General features: G+C 64.7%; 17 protein-coding genes. 6 read left to right on the top strand and 11 right to left on the bottom strand.

Annotation, left to right across the window (positions count from 1 at the left end; translation table 11 throughout):
• Positions 1 to 4 precede the first annotated feature (4 nt).
• Entirely contained in the window at positions 5 to 1,177 is a 1,173-nt protein-coding gene (locus tag RBH77_RS11765) for a lytic murein transglycosylase (RefSeq protein ID WP_311032365.1), read from the top strand.
• Between the two features lie 106 nt (positions 1,178 to 1,283).
• On the opposite strand, the gene RBH77_RS11760 is transcribed toward RBH77_RS11765, so the two are convergent.
• Together RBH77_RS11760 and RBH77_RS11755 are read right to left on the bottom strand one after the other, a co-directional pair.
• Positions 1,284 to 1,655 carry an SPW repeat protein gene (locus tag RBH77_RS11760; protein ID WP_311032363.1) on the bottom strand — a complete coding sequence of 124 codons (372 nt, stop codon included), beginning with the start codon at positions 1,653 to 1,655 and terminating at the stop codon, positions 1,284 to 1,286.
• Positions 1,656 to 1,794: 139 nt separating this feature from the next.
• Positions 1,795 to 3,015, bottom strand: coding sequence for an alanine racemase (locus tag RBH77_RS11755; protein WP_311032362.1), 1,221 nt, complete (start codon positions 3,013 to 3,015; stop codon positions 1,795 to 1,797).
• A gap of 119 nt (positions 3,016 to 3,134) precedes the next feature.
• Here RBH77_RS11755 and RBH77_RS11750 point away from each other — a divergent pair, with 119 nt between their 5' ends.
• On the top strand, positions 3,135 to 4,073 hold the full coding sequence (locus tag RBH77_RS11750; RefSeq protein WP_311032361.1) for a DMT family transporter: 939 nt from the start codon (positions 3,135 to 3,137) through the stop codon (positions 4,071 to 4,073).
• Between the two features lie 604 nt (positions 4,074 to 4,677).
• Here RBH77_RS11750 and metF read toward each other — a convergent pair.
• Positions 4,678 to 5,598, bottom strand: a complete 921-nt coding sequence (gene metF, locus RBH77_RS11745) for a methylenetetrahydrofolate reductase [NAD(P)H] (protein WP_311032359.1) — start codon at positions 5,596 to 5,598, stop codon at positions 4,678 to 4,680.
• A complete protein-coding gene (locus RBH77_RS11740; protein ID WP_311032358.1) occupies positions 5,598 to 6,614 on the bottom strand; it encodes an ArsR/SmtB family transcription factor in 1,017 nt (338 codons plus the stop codon). Before RBH77_RS11740 ends, metF begins: the two co-directional genes overlap by 1 nt.
• Positions 6,615 to 6,735: 121 nt before the next feature.
• Between RBH77_RS11740 and tsaA the strand changes: the two genes are divergently transcribed.
• Both tsaA and RBH77_RS11730 read left to right on the top strand, forming a co-directional pair.
• Positions 6,736 to 7,236 (top strand): tRNA (N6-threonylcarbamoyladenosine(37)-N6)-methyltransferase TrmO, encoded by a 501-nt coding sequence (gene tsaA / locus RBH77_RS11735; protein WP_311032515.1) that lies wholly within the window; start codon positions 6,736 to 6,738, stop codon positions 7,234 to 7,236.
• The gene (locus RBH77_RS11730; RefSeq protein ID WP_311032357.1) at positions 7,233 to 7,544 is read left to right on the top strand and encodes a DUF2293 domain-containing protein; all 312 of its coding nucleotides are present in this window, start codon (positions 7,233 to 7,235) and stop codon (positions 7,542 to 7,544) included. Before tsaA ends, RBH77_RS11730 begins: the two co-directional genes overlap by 4 nt.
• Positions 7,545 to 7,567: 23 nt before the next feature.
• Here the strand turns inward: RBH77_RS11730 and RBH77_RS11725 are convergent, their stop codons facing one another.
• Entirely contained in the window at positions 7,568 to 8,689 is a 1,122-nt protein-coding gene (locus tag RBH77_RS11725) for a beta-ketoacyl-ACP synthase III (RefSeq protein WP_311032355.1), read from the bottom strand.
• Between the two features lie 162 nt (positions 8,690 to 8,851).
• Positions 8,852 to 9,631 (bottom strand): trans-aconitate 2-methyltransferase, encoded by a 780-nt coding sequence (gene tam / locus RBH77_RS11720; protein ID WP_311032353.1) that lies wholly within the window; start codon positions 9,629 to 9,631, stop codon positions 8,852 to 8,854.
• A 231-nt stretch (positions 9,632 to 9,862) separates the two neighbouring features.
• Between tam and RBH77_RS11715 the strand changes: the two genes are divergently transcribed.
• Complete coding sequence (locus RBH77_RS11715) at positions 9,863 to 11,527, top strand: Na/Pi cotransporter family protein (protein WP_311032351.1); 1,665 nt, start codon at positions 9,863 to 9,865, stop codon at positions 11,525 to 11,527.
• Positions 11,528 to 11,616: 89 nt separating this feature from the next.
• On the opposite strand, the gene RBH77_RS11710 is transcribed toward RBH77_RS11715, so the two are convergent.
• Entirely contained in the window at positions 11,617 to 12,075 is a 459-nt protein-coding gene (locus RBH77_RS11710; RefSeq protein WP_311032350.1) for a GatB/YqeY domain-containing protein, read from the bottom strand.
• A gap of 178 nt (positions 12,076 to 12,253) precedes the next feature.
• Here RBH77_RS11710 and carA point away from each other — a divergent pair, with 178 nt between their 5' ends.
• Positions 12,254 to 13,453, top strand: coding sequence for a glutamine-hydrolyzing carbamoyl-phosphate synthase small subunit (gene carA, locus RBH77_RS11705; protein WP_311032349.1), 1,200 nt, complete (start codon positions 12,254 to 12,256; stop codon positions 13,451 to 13,453).
• Between the two features lie 16 nt (positions 13,454 to 13,469).
• Here carA and RBH77_RS11700 read toward each other — a convergent pair whose 3' ends face one another.
• From RBH77_RS11700 to RBH77_RS11685, 4 genes are all read right to left on the bottom strand, one after another.
• Complete coding sequence (locus tag RBH77_RS11700; RefSeq protein ID WP_311032348.1) at positions 13,470 to 14,723, bottom strand: TCR/Tet family MFS transporter; 1,254 nt, start codon at positions 14,721 to 14,723, stop codon at positions 13,470 to 13,472.
• A gap of 294 nt (positions 14,724 to 15,017) precedes the next feature.
• Positions 15,018 to 15,941: a KPN_02809 family neutral zinc metallopeptidase gene (gene ypfJ / locus RBH77_RS11695; protein ID WP_311032347.1), complete on the bottom strand. Its 924-nt coding sequence runs from the start codon at positions 15,939 to 15,941 to the stop codon at positions 15,018 to 15,020.
• A 202-nt stretch (positions 15,942 to 16,143) separates the two neighbouring features.
• Complete coding sequence (locus tag RBH77_RS11690; RefSeq protein WP_311032346.1) at positions 16,144 to 16,329, bottom strand: hypothetical protein; 186 nt, start codon at positions 16,327 to 16,329, stop codon at positions 16,144 to 16,146.
• A gap of 69 nt (positions 16,330 to 16,398) precedes the next feature.
• Positions 16,399 to 17,580 (bottom strand): MFS transporter, encoded by a 1,182-nt coding sequence (locus RBH77_RS11685; protein ID WP_311032345.1) that lies wholly within the window; start codon positions 17,578 to 17,580, stop codon positions 16,399 to 16,401.
• Positions 17,581 to 17,762 lie beyond the last annotated feature (182 nt).

Here is a 17,762-nt window from a genome sequence, read left to right as displayed (position 1 = left end):
CGACGTGAGATTTTATCCGCTTCTGCTGGCGCTCGCGCTGCTGCCGGCGACGGCCCACGCCCAACAACAATGCGGCGGCGATTTCGATGCCTGGAAAGCGGCGGTGGAGAAGCAGGCGGCCTCCGAAGGAGTTGGCGAGCGTGGGCTCGCCGCCCTCGACAAGGCCGAGGTCAATATGAACGTCATCGCCAGCGACCGCGCGCAGGGCGTCTTCACGCAGACCTTCATCGAATTCTCCAGCCGCATGGAATCGGCTTACCGGCTGAAGCACGGCGAGATCAATTTGAAGAAATATGCCGACGTGTTCCAGCGCGCGGAACAAGAGTTCGGTGTTCCCGGCCCGGTCGTCACCGCCTTCTGGGCGCTGGAGACCGATTTCGGCGCCGTGCAGGGCGATTTCTCCACGCTCGACGCGCTGGCGACGCTGGCGCATGATTGCCGCCGTCCCGATCTCTTCCGCCCGCAACTGATCGCGCTCCTGAAGCTCATCGACAACGGCACCGTGCCCGCCGATGTACGCGGCGCATGGGCCGGCGAGATCGGCCAGACACAGATGCTGCCGAAGGACTATCTCGCGCAGGGCGTGGACGGCGACGGCGACAGCCGCGTCGATTTGCGCACCAGTGCTCCCGACGTGATCATGACTACCGCACATTTCCTGCAATCGCTCGGCTGGAAGGCCGGCGAACCCTGGATGGAGGAAGTGCGCGTTCCCGAGCAGATGCCCTGGGAAAAGACCGGCCGCGAAACGCGCCTTCCGATCAGCCAGTGGGCGGCCTGGGGTGTGACGGATCGTGGCGGCGGCGCGCTCGACCAGACCAAAAGCCCGGCAAGCCTCGTGCTGCCGATGGGGCGCAAGGGTCCGGCCTTCCTCGTCTTCGACAATTACGACGTCTATCTGAAGTGGAACCAGTCCTTCATCTACACGCTGACGGCAGCGCATCTGGCGACCCGCTTCGCCGGCGCGCCCGCTTACGACAAGCGCGACCCTGAACCGGGCCTGTCACCGGAGGATATGCGCCAGTTGCAGACGAAGCTCGATGCCAAAGGACACGATGTCGGCAAGATCGACGGCATCCTGGGGTCGGGCACGCGCGCAGCCGTGCGCGCGATGCAGCAGGAACTCGGCCTTCCGGTCGACGGTTGGCCGACCGCCAGGCTGCTCGCGGCACTCTGATCCTTCAAGGCTCGCTTCGCTCACACCTCGGGATGAGGGCGGTTTACGCCTGAGTTCCTCATGGTGAGGTGCGAGTGAAGCGAGCCTCGAACCACGCACAATCGTCCTAGTGCTGCAGATGCATCGCTTCCACCTGCCTGACGGCGACCACCCCCCAGATCCCGATCAGGAAGAACAGGATGCCGACGATCCAGGCATTCATGGCGGCGTGCTGCATGCCGCTGAAGTGCAGGATCCAGGGCGAGATGAACAGCCAGATGCCGAGGACCACGTTGACCCAGTCTTCCCACTGCGCCACCTGCGCCAGCGCGACGACCGAAACCACCGCCACGATCACGCCGACGATCCAGGCGTTCCATGCGGGGTCGGGTGTCCCGCTGAATCCGAGGATCCAGGGCGAGACGAACAGCCAGACGGCAAGGATCAGTGTCAGCCAGTTGGGCCAGAGATATGATGCGGGTGCTGAATTGTATGACATAGTCAACTCCTTTCAACGACCGGACACCCCTCTATCAGTCGTTAAAGACCGTAACGATTCGTGATCGCCTGAAGTTCCGCGCGCCCGCTGTCTGGAGCAGTAAATTTGCCGTGTTGGCCCGAACGGCCGGCCGGCTTCCTCAGTCGGCCATGGTTTCCAGGCTGGCGAAGCTGTCGGGCGCTCCGCCTTCCTCGAAGGGTGTCGCCACCTCCACGAACGTATCCGGATAGAAGCCGTTGAAATGGGTGCGCAGCGCCATCGAATAGGCGCCGATATGGCCGATCTCGATCCAGTCGCCGGTATCGACCGTCTCTGGAAGCCAGAACGGTCGGGACAGGATATCGACCGAATCGCAGGTGCCGCCGCAGACCCGGAACGCCGCGATCTTGCCGACGTCTCCGTTGCGTGTGCGGATTGCCGGATCCGGAATGAAGCGTGCCGGCAGCGTGATCCGGCCGGTCCAGCTATCGGAAAGCGAGGACCAGATGCCGTCATTGATGTAGAGCCGCCTGCCCTTGCGAAGCAGCACCCTCACGATCAGCGAAAACGCGCGCGCGACAATGACGCGCCCGGGCTCTGCGACCAGCGGCAAATCGTCGAACTGGTATTCGGTGAGGTCACTCCTCAGCCGCGACATGATCCCTTCGAGCGACGGCATCCGGGGCGCCTTGCGGTTCGGGTCGTGCCCGTATTCGGCGGGAAACCCGCCGCCTACATCGAGCGCGGCGAGCGGAACGCCGGCGCGATTGCGCACCCAGTCGGCCGAGGCGAGCGCCCGCTCGTAGGTATCGGGATCCTCGATCTGGCTGCCGACATGGAAGCAGATGCCGACGCGGTAGCCGCTGCGATGGAGGCGCTGGAGCAATTCGACCGCATGCGCCGGGCCGGCGCCGAATTTCTTGGAGAGCTCATATGCCGCGTGGCCCTTGGTGTGCAGCCGCACGAATACGGTGACCACGCCGGGGTCGATGTCGAGCGCCTTAACCACACGCGTCAGCTTGACGATCTCGTCCTCATGGTCGAGCGCGATCACGCGGATGCCGAACGCCTCCAGCGCCAGCCTTATGTCCGACTGCGCCTTGACCGGATGCATGTAGAACATCTCCGCGTTGGGCGCGACGGCGCGCACGGCCGCGAATTCCGCCGGTGACGCCACGTCGAAGGCGGATATGCCGGCTTCGGAAACGGCCTTGAGCACCATCGCCTCGCCATTGGTCTTGACCGCATAGGCCGTCTTGCCGGGAAACAGGCCGGTAAAGCGCCGCGCGTCGGCCTTCAGCACCTCCGGCCGGAAGCAATAGACCGACCGATCCGGGCGAAGGGTCAGCGCGGCGTCGCGGGCGGTATCGAATCGCTGCATTGAGGCTCCCTGATGCGGCGCAACCTAGCAGCAATGGAATACGGGAAAAACCCGGCCAGGGAAAACGGGTGGCGCGATGACTTCCATTCGGCTAGCGATGGCGCTTTCGAGGAGCAGCCATGAAAGTCCCGCAGCCAGCATCGAAGCCGATGAGCACCGCCGACTGGGCGCAGCTTATCCTGCTCGGCGCCCTGTGGGGTGGCTCCTTCTTCTTCGCGCGCGTTGCCGTCGCCGAGATCGAGCCGCTGACGCTGGTATTCTACCGCGTTCTCATTGCGGCGGCAGCGCTGCATGTCTGGCTCGTTGCACGCGGCGCTTCCTTTCGCCCGGCACTTCCCCGCGCGGGCAGTTTCCTCATGCTGGCGCTGTTGAACAACGTCATCCCCTTCTCGCTTCTCTTTTCCGGCCAGACGGCGATCGGCGCGGGCTTGGCAGCGGTCCTCAACGCGACGACCCCGTTCTGGACGATCGTCGCCGCCAATTTCCTGACCAGCGACGAGAAGATCACGCCGAACAGGTTGGCCGGCATCCTGCTCGGGGTAGTGGGAACGGCCGTGATGGTGGGACCTGGAGCACTTACCGGCCTTGGAGCGCCGGTGTGGGCGCAGCTTTGCGCGCTCGGCGCTTCCGTCTCCTATGCTCTGGCAAGCATCTTCGCGCGGCGCTTCCGCGCCCTGCCCTCCGACGTCGTCGCGACAGGTCAATTGACCGCCTCGGCCGTCATCATGGCGCTGGTCGTCAGCCTCGGCGCGTCCAGCATCGGTGCGGCCAGCCCTGCGGCATGGAGTTCCGTGGCGGCATTGGGCCTCCTGTCGACGGCTCTGGCCTACATCCTCTATTTCAACCTTATCGCCTCGGCGGGGGCGACGAACACCTCGCTCGTCACCCTGGTCGTGCCGGTCAGCGCCATCCTGCTCGGCGTCCTTTTCCTCGGCGAGGGTCTCGACACCTATGAACTCATCGGCATGGTCCTGATCGGGCTTGGCCTCGTGACCATCGACGGCCGGATATTCCGCTCCCGCGCACGCCGGGCAACGGAATCAGCCGAAAGGCGCTGAAAAAGGCGGTCAAGCGATTTTTTTCAAAGCGTGGCTTTGCGATCACTTTTTGCAGCGAAAACAAGGCGCAAGCCCGGCAATTAAGGCAGGATTTTCACAAGTTCGTGGCAACGCAGCAAAAAATTCTCTTGTCCGTGGCCGAAATGCATCTAGACTCTACCATAGTCGAAGAGGAGGCTATGCCATGGGACTGACACGGCCGATCAACGCTTTGATGATCTGCGCGGCATTCGTATTCATCGCCGCGCTCATTATGGGAGTGCTTCCTTGATGCGTTGACTCCCGGGGCGGCTGAGCTGCCCATCGGTAATTCTGAGAAGGCCGGGCCGCAAACCCGGCCTTTTCTGTCTCTTGGTTCACCGCTCCTTATCCAGGGCGACCGTATACGGAAACTGCGCGACCCTACACCCCCACCCCTGTCCCCTCCCCACAAGGGGGAGGGAGACGCCGCCGCCACTTTCCGAGCTAGAGCTATCGAAGTTCTGCACCATGCTGCGCCGAGACGAGACAAGGTTCCCTCCCCCTTGTGGGGAGGGGTTAGGGGTGGGTGGGGGTACTCCCATTGCCCTCATGCTGACGTGCAGGCGAAACGGGCCTCGAAGGATCAGGCAGCCGCCACCCGGGTAGCCTGCTCCTGCAATGGCGTGCGGATGCCGATCATGTGGCAGATGGCAAAGGCGAGGTCCGCGCGGTTCAGCGTATAGAAGTGAAAATCGCCCACGCCCCGTTCGACGAGGTCGAGCACCTGCTCGGCCGCAACCGCGGCAGCGACGAGCGCATGCGTCTGCGGATCGTCGTCGAGACCGGCGAAGCGCTCGGCCAGCCACGCCGGCATGTACGCGCCGCAGCGTGAGGCGAAATTCGTCACCTGCTTGAAATTGTGGATCGGCAGGATGCCGGGAACGATCGGAATGTAGATGCCAGCCCGGCGCACGCGTTCGACATAACGCTCGTAAAGATCGTTGTCGAAGAAGAACTGCGTGATCGCGCGAGTCGCGCCATTGTCGACCTTGCGCTTCAGCATGTCGATGTCGGTCGCGAAATCGGAGCTCTCCGGATGCTTCTCCGGGTAGGCCGACACCGAAATGTCGAAATCCCCGGCGCGTCCGAGCGCCGCCACCAGTTCCGCCGCATTGGAATAACCGCCGGGATGCGGCCTGTAGATGGCACCGACTCCGGATGCCGGATCGCCGCGCAGCGCCACGAAGCGCTTCACGCCCATGACGGCAAACTCACGGATGACCTCGTCCACCTCGCCGCGCGTGGCGTCGATGCAGGTGAGATGCGCGGCCGGCGCAAGACTGGTCTCGCCAAGGATACGCGCCACCGTCCGCGCCGTGCGCTCGCGCGTCGAGCCGCCGGCGCCGTAGGTCACCGATATGAAACTCGGTGAAAGGGGCTGGAGCCGGGTTACGGTTTCCCAAAGCCGGGCCTCCATCTCGTCCGTCTTCGGTGGAAAGAACTCGAAGGAGACGCGAATCCGGTCTCCGATATCGGGCAGGCGGGAGAAGCGGAACTGTGACATCAGGCGATATTCTCCTGCGTTCGGGCGTGGCTCCCCTCGCCGGCGATGAGCAACCGCCGGTCCTGGGCAAGCCACAATTTGACGGTCAGCCGCGACCCCTCCCCGCGCGGCGCGAAGTCGATCGTGTCCTTCAATTCAAGTCCGGCCTCTTCGAGCCAGTCGGCGACCTGCCGATCGGCGAAGCCGAGGCGCAGATGCGCGTGCTCCTCGCGCAGGAATTCGAGCGCGTGCGGCGCGAAATCGACGATCACCAGCCGTCCGCCCGGCCTAAGCAGCCTTGCAGCCTCGCGGATCGCGGCGGCCGGATCCTCCAGGAAATGCAGCACCTGGTGGATCGTCACGAGGTCGAAGGATTCGCGCTCCACCGGCGGCGTGTAGATGTCGCCCTGCCTGACCTGCGCATTGTGCACGCCGGCGCGGTCGAGATTGGCCCGTGCCACCGCAAGCATCTCGCGCGAGAGATCGACGCCCACGCCGCGCACATAAAGCGGCGAAAATATCTCCAGCAGACGTCCGGTGCCGGTCCCGAGGTCAAGCATGGACTGGAAGGGCCGCTTGCCGACGATTTTCCTGAGCCCGGCCTCCACGGCGTCGTCGGGCACGTGCAGCGAGCGGATACGGTCCCAGCTCGCCGCATTGGCGCTGAAATAGCCGAGCGCGCGCTCCTGCCGCCTACGCTTCACCTCGGCGAGGCGTTCGAGGTCGCGCTCGACGGTCGCATCGCCGAGGTCGACGCGAGCGACGATGCCCTGGATGGTTTCACGGGCGGTTTCGTCGTCGGAAAGCCGGAAATAAGCCCACGACCCCTCCTGATAGCGCGAAATGAGGCCGGCATCGAGGAGCAGTTTCAGGTGGCGCGAGACACGCGGCTGCGACTGGCCGAGCACGTCCGTCAGATCGCTGACCGTGAGGTCGCCGCGCGACAGCATCAAGAGGATACGCAGACGGCTGGATTCGGCGGCCGCCTTCAAGGTATCAACCATGGCATCGAGGCCAACAGGCGTGCGCGTCAGCATTTACTGCTCCAGAAAGACATAAAGATATCTTTATGTGAATATCGCCCGCTTGGCAAGAGCCATGTCGCGTTCCGGCCAGAAAATGACGCCCGGGAAATGATAGGATGACGGAGTGGACAAGATGACGGAAAGGCGCGAAGGCGAAGTGGAGTTGACGACCGACCCGGCTGGCCTGCCGCCGGACGGTCATGTCGTCTTCATCGGCCGTATCCGCTCACCCTGGACCTCCCGCGAGGAATGTCCCCGCAACATGGCTCAGGCCCGCGAACGCGCAGCACCTGCCAGCGTCGAGGTCGCACCGGACTACCGGCCGGGCCTTGCCGGCCTCGAAGGCGCGAGCCACGTCGCCATCCTCACCTGGCTCAATCGCTCGGCGCGGAATCTGATTGTGCAGAAACCCCGCCATGCGCTTCATCCGAAAGGCGTTTTCGCCCTGCGCTCCCCTGCCCGACCGAACCCGATCGGCCTGCATGTCACGCGTCTCACCGGGCTCGACATCGGCGCGGGGATTTTGACGCTGGACGCCATGGACGTGCTGGACGGAACGCCGGTCATCGACATCAAGCCGTACTACGCCTCTACCGATTCGGTGCCGGAAGCGACGGTCTCCAAGAGCGAATGAGCGGCACGTCGCGCCAGCGCGTTATCGGCAAGGCCCTGTCGGCGCTTCTGCCGATGGCGCCCTATGCCGACACGGAGCCTATCCGGGAGGCCGCGCTTTCCGCCAAATTCAGGACGCTGCCGCCGACCATCGCGGTGTGGCTGGCGACGGTCGCGCACGTCCGCCACGAGCACACCGCCTACGACCGCCTGCTCTCCGAGGGTTACGACCGCGAGGCGGCCCGCTTCTTCGTGGTGGACGAGATCAACACCGTCCTGACGCGCTGGCGCGCAACGCGCCTGCTCGAGCCGGACGACGAGGAGGAATGACGCCCGAAGACCCGTTCCGGCCTTCACATCATGCGCATCAGTGCGCCGCCGATCGAATAGCCGGCGCCGAAGGCGCAGAGCAGCCCGTAATCGCCGGGCTTCAGATCGGCATGGTTCTCCTTCATCGCCACGATGGCTCCGGCAGCAGCCGTGTTGCCGAGCCGATCGAGCACAAGCGGTGCCCGATCCTGGTCGGCGTCGTGGCCGAGCGCCATCCTTAGGATCATGGCGTTCATGCGCGCATTCGCCTGGTGCAGCCAGAAGCGGCGGATGCCGTGCGGGTCGAGCCCATGCTCGGCCAGGAACTGCACGATGAAGTGGTGGCCGGCGACCGTGACTTCCTTGAACACCTTGTTGCCGAGCTGGACGATCAAATTGTCGGCCATTTCCACGATCGAGGTATCCTCCTGCGAGGCCCGGTTGAGGAAGCCGAAATTGGAGCGGATCGCGTTGGAGAATTGCGTCCAGGTCCCCGTGTCCAGCACCTCCAGCCGTCCGGGCCGCGTCTCGCCCTCCGCCAGCGGCTCGACGATGACCGACGCCGAGGCGTCGCCGAAGATGAAATGCGTCTGCCGGTCGCGGAAATTGAGATGGCCGGAGATGATCTCCGGCGTCACCACCAGCACCCGCTTCTGTGCACCGCTCCGGACGAGGTTGGTCGCGACATGCAGCCCGGCGGCGGCGGACGAACAGCCGAGGCTCATGTCGAAAGCCGCGCCTGACGTGCCGAGTTCCTTCTGTATCTCGATCGACATCGCCGGGTAGTTGCGCTGCTGGTGGGAAGCGGCACAGATGACCATGTCGATCCCGGCCGGATCGACGCCGGCGTCCTCGATCGCCTGCCTTGCCGAGGCGACGCCGAATTCGGCCATCACCGAAAGCTCCTCATTGCTTCGGCGGGGAATGCGCGGCGCCATGCGGTCCGGATCGAGGATGCCGTCCGCGGCGATCACATGCCGCGATTTCACGCCGGAAGCGTGCTCGATGAAGGCGACGCTCGATTCCTTCAGCGGCTCCTCGCCGCATTTTTCCCGCTTCCTGTTTTCCCGCCCGACCCACTCGTTGAAGCTCGCCACCAGCTCTTCATTGGGTATCTCGGCCTCGGGGATCTTCACTCCGATGCCGGTAATCGCGACGCGGTTCATGCCTGTTCCTTTGAGCGGCGGGCGCACGCCGAGAGGCGCGCCGAAGGCCGGATACGATAGGGCCGAAGGGGTTTAGTGCCGATTAAGCGTCCGTGTAAAGAAAACGGAGGCATTTCCTCCGCATTGTGGTTTCCGTATGGCGCATTCGCCGGCAAGGGTTCCCTACCGGACAGCCACGATGAAAAGACGGGGGAAGCGCAGAAGCACCTTGCCGTCCTTTCGCGGTGGATAAGCCTCGCGGATGCGCGCGAGATAATCGGCCAGGAACGTCTCCCGTTCGGCCGGCTCCAGTGGATCGAGGAAGGGCTTCAGCCCGGTAGACTTCAGCCATTCGACGATGGCTTCCGCGCCGGCCAGCGGATGATTGTAGGCCGTATGCCAGATGTCGAGCCGGCTGGCTTCGCCGATCAGGAGGTCGTAATAGAAGCCGACCGGCGGCAGCGGCGCCCGTGCCGACGTTTCGAGCTTCGCCTTGAACGGCATGGCGCCCGCCGCCTCGCGCATCGTCCGGTGCGACGCCTCGCCCAGATTGTCCGGCATCTGCACCGCAAGCACGCCGCCCGGTACGAGATGCTCCATCAATCGCTGAAGAATGGTGGGATGGTCCGGCAGCCACTGGAAGACGGCATTGGCGAAGATCACGTCGACCGGTTCCGACGGTATCCAGGCCGCGGCATCGGCCAGTTCGAAGTGGACGCCGGGGAGCCGCGCCCGCGCCTTCTCCAGCATGTCGGGCGAGGTGTCGATGCCGGTTACCGCGGCATCCGGCCAGCGCGCGGCGAGAAGCTCGGTCGAATTGCCCGGCCCACAGCCGATGTCCACCACCCGCTTCGGGCCTGGAAGCGGTATCTGTGCCAGGAGATCGCGCGACGGCCGCGTCCTCTCGTCCTCGAATTTGAGATATTGCGCGGCGGACCAGTCGGGGCGGGATTGTTCGTTCATTGCCATCTCTCCTGATCGGCCATGGGCAGGCCGGGTGCTTGATATTCCAACCTTTGCCATTGCGCCAGCGCCCCTCCCGCTCACACTCGCTTGCACGCCTGTTCAAAAGGCGCGATATCTTAACCGGCTAATCGAATCGGCCGCTGGAAAACCGTTTGGGATTCGCTATTTGTCTGGCATGGCCAACCTTATCGTGACCATTTGCCGGCCCCTGTGCCAGGACCCGCTCGCATGAGCGGCTCGATCGTTCTCGTCCATCTGGCGGGCGCGGTGGCGTTGCTTTTATGGGCGACTCGCATGGTGCGCACCGGCGTCGAGCGCGCCTATGGCGATGTCTTGCGCCAAAAGCTGCGCGCCACGATGAGGAACCCGTTCCTCTCGGCAGCGACCGGCATGGGATTGTCGGTCGCGTTCCAGAGTTCGACGGCGGTGACGCTCTTGATCGGCTCCTTCGCGGGCTCCGGCATCGTCACCGGTCTCTCCGGCATCCTCGCCGTGCGCGGCGCCGAGGTCGGCTCGGCGCTCGTCGTCAAGATTCTGAGCTACAATCTGTCGCTTCTGGTGCCCATCTGCCTCATCGCGGGCACAGTCATGTTCCGCACGACCGAAGAGCGGTCCTGGCGGCAGATGGGCCGCATCGTATTCGGCGTGGGATTGATGATCCTGTCGCTCGAAATGATGAACAGCGCGACCGAGCCGCTGCGCGATTCGAACCTGCTTCCCGTCATTGTCGACTATCTGTCGGGCGACCCGGTGACGGCCTTCCTGCTCGCCGCCCTCATCACCTGGCTGTTCCATTCCTCCATCGCCGGCGTGCTGCTCCTGATGGCGCTTGCCGGCAAGGGCATCATCCATCCCGAACTTGCCATCGTCATGGTGCTCGGCGTCAATCTCGGCAGTTCCGTCATCGCGCCGCTGCTCACCCGCGGTGCGCCGCCGGCCGAGCGCGTCGTTCCCCTCGGCAACCTCCTGATGCGCGGCGCCGGCTCCATCGTCATGCTCGTGCTCTATATGATCTTCAAGCCGAGGATGGATTTCCTGGGTGCCGACGCCGTCAGCCAGATCGTCAACGCGCATATCCTCTTCAACGTCATCATCCTGATCGCCGGCATTCCGCTTTCCGGTCTCGTGCTGAAGGCGACGGAAGCGATAGTCGCCCTTTCCACGCCGGCCGAACCCGAAATTCCCGCCGAAATGGAGGAACTCTCCGCACTCAACAAGGCGGCGCTTGCCCATCCCGGACAGGCGCTCGCTAACGCCACGCGCGAGGTCGTGCGGGTCTGCGAGATCATCGAGATCATGCTTCGCCGCATCATCGAGCTTTACGAGACGCCGGATCGGAAGAGGATGGACGAGCTTGCCGCGCTGGACGATCGCGTCGACAGGCTCCATGCCGGCATCAAGCTCTATCTTGCGCAGATCGCGACGGGCGATATGTCAGAAAGGGAAGCGGCACGCTGCCAGGAACTGCTCGGCGCATGCGTGAAGCTCGAACAGGTCGGCGACATCATCGTCAGGAACATGCTGCCGCAAGTGCAGAAGAAGCTGAAGCGCGGCATCGATTTCACGCCGGAGGGCTGGCGCGAGCTTTCGAGCTTCCACGCCGCCGTGCTTGCCAATGCGCGGCTTGCCTTCAACCTCCTCGTCAACCGCGACCCGGTGACGGCACGCCAGCTCGTCGCCGAGAAGGACCGGCTGCGCGACGTCGAGAAGGAAACAAGCCGGCGCCATTTCGAGCGGTTGCGCGAGGGCACGGAGCAGAGCGTGGAGACCAGTTCCATCCACCTCGACACGATCCGCGACATGAAGCAGATCAACTCGCTGCTGGCCTCGATCGCCTATCCGGTGCTGGAAGAGAGCGGCGAGCTTTCCGGCTCGCGCCTGCGCGCCATCTGAGCGACGGGTCTGCGCAGCCGATTACCCCACAATCCTCATCCTGAGGTGCGAGCGGAGCGAGCCTCGAAGGACGCACCGCCGGGCAACCTTCAACCGCCGAGCAGCCCCTTCACGATGCCGCTTGCTTTGCCGAAATCCATCCGGCCGGCATATTGCTCCTTGAGCTTGCCGATCACCTTGCCCATGTCGCGTATCCCGGAAGCGCCTGTCTCCCTGATCGCGGCCTCGGCTGCGGCGCGCATCTCCGCCTCGTCCATCTGCTTCGGCATGAATTCGCGGATCACCGCGATCTCGGCACGCTCCTTCGCCGCCAGTTCCGGCCGTTTGCCTGCCTCGAAGGCGGCGGCCGATTCCTCGCGCTGCTTCACCATCTTGGCGAGGATCTGCAGGATGTCGGCGTCGCCGGCCTCCTTGCGTCCCTCGCCGCGCCTGGCGATGTCGTCCCCCTGGATCGCGGCTCGCATGAGCCTCAGCGTCGAGACCCGCTCCGCCTCGCGCCTCTTCTGCGCGTTCTTCAGCGCCTCGTCGATATTCCCGCGGAGCGACATGCCGCTTCCTTTCCTGTTCCGATGCGCCGCCGCGGCGCCTTGACCGCGCCGCCGCCCGAGCCTATTGACCGCTCTCTTAGCGACTATCATCTAAGGAAGCACGCGAATTGCGCCAGCCGCATTCGCTGCTTTGCGACGCGCCTTGCGATTGGTGCGCCGAAATCGAAGGACCCGATTAATGGCCAGCACCGCCCCTTGGACCCAGCACAAGCCCACCGCCCTCCTCGTCCTCGCGGACGGGACGGTGATCGAGGGACGCGGGCTCGGTGCGGAAGGCGAGGCCGTCGGCGAGGTCTGCTTCAACACGGCGCTGACCGGCTACGAGGAAATCCTGACCGACCCTTCCTATACCGGCCAGATCGTCACCTTCACCTTCCCGCATATCGGCAATGTCGGCACCAATGAAGAGGACATCGAGGACCTGACCCCCGCCGCGCGCGCCGGCGCGATCGGCGCGGTCTTCAAGGCCGGCATTACCGATCCGTCCAATTACCGCGCCGAGGGCGGCCTCGACCAATGGCTGAAGCGGCGCGGCATCGTCGCCATCAGCGGCGTCGACACGCGCGCGCTGACCGCCCATATCCGCGTCGGCGGCGCGCCGAACGCCATCGTGGCGCATGCGCCGGACGGCATTTTCGACCTCGATGAGTTGAAGGCGAAGGCGGCCACATGGTCCGGCCTCGTCGGCCTCGATCTCGCCAAGGACGTCACCTCCGGCCAGAGCTCGACCTGGACCGAGACGCCCTGGATCTGGAACGAGGGCTATGGCGAACTGGCCGAACCGGACATGCACATCGTCGCCGTCGATTACGGCATCAAGCGCAATATATTGCGGCAGCTCGCCGGGCTGGGCGCCAAGGTTACCGTGGTGCCGGCCGACATGCCCGCCGACGACATCCTCGCCATGGAGCCGGACGGCATATTCCTCTCGAACGGCCCCGGCGACCCGGCGGCGACCGGCGAATATGCCGTGCCGATCATCCAGGACCTGCTCGACGCCGACATCCCCGTCTTCGGCATCTGCCTCGGCCACCAGATGCTGGCGCTGGCGCTCGGCGGCAACACCGTCAAGATGCACCAGGGCCATCACGGCGCCAACCATCCGGTCAAGGACCACACGACCGCCAAGGTCGAAATCGTCTCGATGAATCACGGCTTCGCGGTCGACGGCGACACGCTGCCCGACGGCGTCGAGGAGACGCACGTCTCCCTCTTCGACGGCTCGAATTGCGGCCTTGCCATCACCGGCAAGCCGGTCTTCTCCGTGCAGCACCACCCCGAGGCGTCGCCCGGCCCGCAGGATTCCCACTACCTCTTCCGCCGCTTCGCCAATCTGATCCGCGAACGCCGTGGCGAACCGGCGCTGGCGGAACGCTGAGCCGGCCGGGCCTCCGTCACAAACCGGCCTCCGCTGCCCCCGCCCTCGCGGCCTCTTTCGGCCTGCCGACCTTGGCCAGCAGCACGATGAGCGAAAACGCCAGGAAGATTCCAGCGACGATATAGGGCGCGCCGGCGAAATCCACCGGCGCATCCGGCCCGGTGAAACGGGCGAAGATGCCCGTATAGAGCAGCGGCGTGACGATCGAGGTGATAGAGAAGATCGAGGTCATCGCGCCCTGCAGTTCGCCCTGCGCCGACGGCGGCACCTTGGCGGCGGCGAGGCTCCTGAGTGGCGGGTCGGCCAGCGCCTCGAGGCACGTCGCCACGATCACCACATAGACCATCCAGCCCTGCCAGGCGGCCGCATAACCGAAAGCGGAGAGCGCGGCGAAGGCGAGCCCGATCGCGGCGGTGCGCCGCTCGCCGAACCAGGGAATGACACGCGGCAGGACGAGGCCCATGACGATAGCGCCGCCGAGCCCGTAGAGGCCGAGCGAAAGCCCGATCTGGCTCTCGCTCCAGCCGTAGCGGTAGCTGCCGACGAACGACCACACGGCCGGATAGACCATGTGCCCGAGCGTCATCAGGAAGAAGACGAGGCCGATCCAGCCGATGCCGGGATAGCTGCGCATCTGCATAAGCGCGCCGACCGGGTTGGCGCGCCTCCACTCGAAGCGGCGACGGTGTTCCGGCGCCAGGGTCTCCGGCAGCAGGACGAGGCCGATCAGGAAATTGACGAAGGCCAGCCCCGCCGCGAAATAAAACGGCACGCGCGGCCCGAACGAGCCGAGCAGGCCGCCAAGAACCGGGCCGATGATGAAGCCGACACCGAAGGCGATGCCCAGCAGGCCGAAATTCCTGGCTCGGTTCTCGTCCGTGCTGATGTCGGCGATGAAGGCCGAAGTGGTCGAATAGCTCGCGCCGCTGATGCCGGCGAGCACGCGGCCGATGAACAGCATCGGATAGGACCATGCGACGGCGCAGATCAGGTTGTCGATCGAGAAGGTCAGCACCGAGGCGAGCAGGATCGGCCGCCGCCCGAAGCGATCGCTCAAGTTTCCCACCAGCGGCGCGAAGAAGAACTGCATCGCCGCGTAGACGAAGAACAGCCAGCCGCCCTCGATCGCCGCCTCGCTGACGCCGACGCCGGAAAGCTCGCTCAGATAGGCCGGCAGCACCGGCATGATGATGCCGAAGCCGATGATGTCGAGCAGGAGCGTGGTGAAGACGAGGACGAGGCCCCGCCTGGCCGTGGCGGCGTCGATCATGATTGGCTCCTCGAACGGGAGGGGCCTTATAGAGGAAGCGGCCATTCCGGACAACGAAGGTTTCGGGATTACCCACTCTGTCGGGGTGGGGCGATCGCATATGGCCGGATACCCCCACTCCGTCCCGGCTTCGCCGGGCCACCTCTCCCCCACCTTCGTGGGGTAGAGGAAGGGTGCTAGCCCTGCGGCCAGCGCTTCCTCTCCCCCGCCGATCGGGGGAGAGGTGGACGCGAAGCGGACGGAGTGGGGGTCGATGCCACCGCATCAACCCCGGTCCAGAGACGTATCGTCGTCTCAGATAGGGTTATTGAACGTGTCGCAGGCCGAAAGCTTGCCCGACTGATAGCCCGTCTGGAACCAGTGGCGGCGCTGCGCCGAGGTGCCGTGGTTGAAGCTGTCGGGCACGACATAACCCTGCGTTTCCTTCTGTAGCGTGTCGTCGCCGATCTGCGAGGCCGCGTTCAGCGCCTCGTCGACATCGCCCTTCTCGAGGATGCCCTTCTGTTCGGTGAAGTGCGCCCAGATACCGGCGAAGCAATCGGCCTGGAGTTCCACCATGACCGACAGCTTGTTGGCGGTGACCTCGTCGACCTGTTGTCTCTTCTCGTTGAACTTACCGAGGATACCGGTGAGGTTCTGCACGTGATGGCCGATCTCATGCGCGATCACATAGGCCTGCGCGAAATCGCCGGAGGCATGGAATTGCTGCGCGAGCTGGCGGAAGAAATCGGTATCGAGATAGACCTTCTGGTCGTTCGGGCAATAGAACGGCCCCATTGCCTTCTGCGCCATGCCGCACCCGCCGGGATAGGCGCCGGAGAACAGCACCAGCGTCGGATCCTTGTAGGTCAGACCCTGCGACTGGAAGATGCCGGTCCAGGTATCCTCGGTCTCGGCCAGCACGGTCGCGACGAACTGCTTCATCTCGTCATTGGCCTGGGGGCCGTTTTGCACGCTGCTTTCCTGGGTCACGCCACCGTTCGAGATCGGGCCGCCGTCACCCAGGATCTGCATCGGGTCGATGCCGAGGAACCGAAGCACGAAAAACAGGATGACCAGGATGATGATACCCTTGATGCCGCCGCCGCCGGCTGCGCGGCCAATGGGGATGCGGAATCCGCCGCCCTGTCCGAACGGATCGCCACCACCGAAACCGCCGCCGCTTTCGCTGCGCCGGTCCTCGATATTGTCGCTTTGGCGTCGGCCTTTCCAGAGCATTGTGTTTCCTCTCCTCGACCAGCCTGCCCATCCGCTTCACAATTATCCGAATGCAGCGGCCGAGTCATAGTGATTTTTTGGCCGGACGGACATCGCTGAACGGAATTGCCTGCCGGAGCTGTTCGGTACCCGACAGGCAGCACTCAGCAAAAACAGGGTCTTAAGCCGCAAAGGCGAATCAGTTTCTGAGCCTTGAGGCCAGTCAGCGTTGCTTGGCGCCGGCGCCCTTGCCGTCGGAGCTTTTCGACCGCTCCTCCACGCGCGCGGCGCCCTTCTTCAGTGGGCTGCCCTTTTTGGCCTCAACCTTCCGCTCTTCCTTTTTAGCCGACCGCTTCAGGCCGCTCGCGGCCTGTCTGCCCTTGGCTGTAGGGGCTTGTTCTACACCCATCTCCGTTCCTCCGGTAGCGCCGCAACCATTGCGACGCCCGGAGAAACGCGCGGAACGTTCCCGCGTTCCCTATTCTGCCGGCGCAACGGCGGTGGGACGGTTCCTGCGTGCGGCGGCCGCCAGCACGATAGCGAGGCCGATCAGCGGAAACAGCCCGGCCACCCAGCCAAGATCGGCCGGCGACCCGACACGCAGCACCTCCGCTCCGACGACAGAGCCGAGCGCTATGCCGAGATAAAGCGCAGAGCCATTGAGCGACAGCACCACCGGCGCGTCGTCGGGCGCGATAGCGAGGATGCGGCTCGCCTGCGCCGGCGGGAAGGCCCAGCCGACCACGCCCCACGGGACCATGGCGAGGATCAGCGCCGGACCGGCGAAGGAATGCGGCAGCGCGGGAATCGCGGAGAAGGCGAACAGCACGGCCGCCGAGAGCGCCAGCGACCAGCAGACGGTACGCGTCGCGCCGAAGCGGTCGGCAGCCTGCCCGCCCACGATATTACCGATCACCGCACCGACACCGAACGCGAACAGGACGGCCGGCAGGGCAAGTTCGGAAAGGCTCGTGCCCTGCATGGCAAGCGGCGCGATAAAGGAAAACACGGTGAAAGCGCCCGTCAGCGTCATCAGCGTCGTGAACAGCATGGGCAGCACGCCCGGCCGCATGACGCCGGCGACGCGCTCGCCGAGAGAAAGCGGCGTGCCGGTCAGACCGTGCGGGAGACGCCACCAAAGAACGACACCGGCCAGCGTACCGATCACCGCGATCGTCATGAAGGTACCGCGCCAGCCGATCGCAGTGCCGATCAGGGCTCCCAGCGGCGCGCCGAGCGCGACCGCGACCGTGGTGCCGCCAACGACCACCGCGATGGCGCGTGCCCGGTGATGGTCGTCCACCATAGCGACGGCGGTCGCCTGCGCGGTGGCTGCGAAAAGGCCGGCGGCAAGCGCCATGACGACGCGGGCGGAGAGCAGCGTCTCGAAGGAGGAACCGAGCGCCGCCATCAGATTGCCGAAAACGAAGAACGCCATCGTCCACACGATGATCGAGCGCCGGTCCTGCCGGCCGGTGAGCGTGGCGAGGACAGGCCCGCCGAGCGCATAGGCGAGCGCGAAGGCGGTGATGAGGCAGCCCGCGAGGGGGATCGATATGCCGGCATCCGCCGCAATGTCGGGCAGAAGGCTTGAAACGACGAAGCCCTCTGTCGATATCGTGAAGGAACCGGCGGCGAGCCAGAAGATACGCTTGTCCATGGGAGAATCCTTAGTTCAAAATTCGTTGAACAATTGGAACTTGGGAAGGTCGCTGTCAATGATGCAGTGCAAAATAACCCGACCGTGCTGACAACTTGGTGTCAGGAGGGACAGGTCGCACGTGGCTCGCGCCATAAGGCGCGGATCGTCGCAACGACCGTAGCACCCCTCCTCCGCGTTGA

It is taken from the genome of Mesorhizobium koreense, assembly GCF_031656215.1.
In the GTDB taxonomy this organism is placed as follows: Bacteria; Pseudomonadota; Alphaproteobacteria; order Rhizobiales; family Rhizobiaceae; genus Mesorhizobium_L; species Mesorhizobium_L koreense.
Note: the sequence above shows the minus strand (reverse complement) of the source record. Positions and strands in the feature narration are given on the sequence as shown.